This window comes from Streptomyces sp. NPDC054863 (assembly GCF_053610825.1).
Genome location: NZ_JBSGZD010000537.1, coordinates 1 through 1,885, shown reverse-complemented (window position 1 = coordinate 1,885; position 1,885 = coordinate 1). Strand labels below are relative to the sequence as shown.

The following is a 1,885-nucleotide window of genomic DNA, read 5'->3' as shown; positions in this document are numbered from 1 at the left end:
GCTCCGGGCCGCGCCCCCTTCGATGCGGTGATGCGACGGCTTGATGCGCCGATGCGGCGGTGCTATGCGCCGATGTCCTCGTTCCACAGCTCCGGCTTCGCCGCGATGAAGTCCTTCATCAGCTGCACGCACTCGGGATCGTCCAGTTGGATGATCTCCACGCCGTGCTCGGCCAGCCAGTCGTGCCCGCCGTGGAAGGTCTCCGACTCGCCCACGATCACCCGCGAGATCCCGAACTGCCGCACCAGACCGCTGCAGTACCAGCACGGCGACAGCGTCGTCACCATGGTGGTGCCGCGATACGTTCGCTGTCGGCCGGCGTTGCGGAACGCCGAGGTCTCCCCGTGCATGGACGGGTCGTCGTCCTGGACCCGGCGGTTGTGGCCGCGGCCCAGGAGGGTGCCGTCCGCGCCGTACAGTGCGGCGCCGATCGGGATGCCGCCCTCGGCGAGGCCCGCCCTGGCCTCCTCGACGGCGGTCGCCAGCCACTGACGGGCCTGGGTCTGATCCATGGGTTCTCTCCTGGACGCTGAGGTTGGGGGGGAGAGTCGCTGCGGTGGTGAGCGCGTCGCTCCTGAGTGGCCGGCCCTCGGGGCCGCCGTAGAAATGGTGCAGCACCGCAGTGGCAGGGTGAGGCTTCACCCGTGCGGCTGAGTCCTGTGTCCTGCGTGCGGGGCGGGCTGCTGCGGCGCCGTTCCGTACGCCTCTTCGATGCGTCGGCGACGCACTCGGACCGGGCCCGTCCGGAGCTGACCTGCTGCGCTGCGGTACGCCTGTCCCGGGGCAGCCGACCCCGGGCCCGACGCGCCGGGATAGCCTGAACCACAATGAACCGCTTGACGACGCCATGGGGCGTGTCCGAACTCGCCCGTTTCCCCGCGGACCCGCGCGACACGCTGCGTGCGTGGGACGCCGCCGACGAGTACCTCCTGAGGCACCTCGCGGGCAGCGACGACGCCCCGCCCGTGGACCTGTCCGGCAGCGTCGTCGTACTCGGCGACCGGTGGGGCGCGCTGACCACGGCGCTGGCCACCGCACGGGACACCACGGCACAGGACTCTGCGCAGGACACGGCGGAGAGCTCCGTACCGCCGGAGAGCCATCCCGTACAGATCACCGATTCGTACCTCGGCCGACAGGCCACCCGCGCCAACCTCGCGTGCAACGGCACGGACCCGGACTGCGTCCGCCTGCTGTCCACCCGCGACACCCCGCCGGACCGCATCGACGTCCTGCTGATCCGGGTGCCCAAGAGCCTCGCGCTCCTGGAGGACCAGCTGCACCGGCTCGCCCCCGGCATCCACGAGGGCACCGTGGTCGTCGGGACCGGCATGGTCAAGGAGATCCACACCTCCACACTGCGCCTCTTCGAGCGGATCGTCGGCCCGACGCGCACCTCCCTCGCCGAGAAGAAGGCCCGCCTGATCTTCTGCACGCCCGGCTCGCTGCCCGACCGGGGCGGCGACCCGTGGCCGCTGACGTACACCCTCGACGCCGACGCGGGAGCGGGCGCGGGACTGACCGTCACCAACCACGCCGGGATCTTCTGCGCCGAGCGCCTCGACGTCGGCACCCGCTTCTTCCTCCAGCACCTGCCGCAGGGCACCGGTGCGTCCCGCATCCTCGACCTGGGCTGCGGCAACGGCGTGGTCGGCACGGCCGCCGCGCTCGCCCACCCCGGTGCCGGGGTCCTCTTCGTCGACGAGTCGTTCCAGGCGGTCGCCTCCGCGGAGGCGACGTACCGCGCGAACCTCTTTGAGGACGAGGCGGGCGGCAAGGCCGAGTTCGCGGTCGGGGACGCGGCGTCCGGCATCCCCGCCGACTCCTTCGACCTCGTACTGAACAACCCGCCCTTCCACTCCCACCAGGCGACGACCGACGCCAC

Annotated in this window: 2 protein-coding genes; one reads left to right on the top strand and one right to left on the bottom strand. The window is 71.8% G+C overall.

Going from position 1 to position 1,885, the window contains the following annotated elements; all coding sequences use genetic code 11:
* Positions 1 to 62: 62 nt before the first annotated feature.
* Positions 63 to 512 carry a nucleoside deaminase gene (locus ACWGIG_RS38685; protein ID WP_453326412.1) on the bottom strand — a complete coding sequence of 150 codons (450 nt, stop codon included), beginning with the start codon at positions 510 to 512 and terminating at the stop codon, positions 63 to 65.
* Between the two features lie 315 nt (positions 513 to 827).
* Here ACWGIG_RS38685 and ACWGIG_RS38680 point away from each other — a divergent pair.
* On the top strand, positions 828 to 1,885 hold a 1,058-nt coding region (locus tag ACWGIG_RS38680; protein ID WP_453326411.1), incomplete at its 3' end, for a methyltransferase.

Coding starts and splice junctions, on each gene's coding strand:
- ACWGIG_RS38685 (WP_453326412.1), bottom strand. CDS start 512: ATGGATCAGACCCAGGCCCGTCAGTGGCTGGCGACCGCCGTCGAGGAG.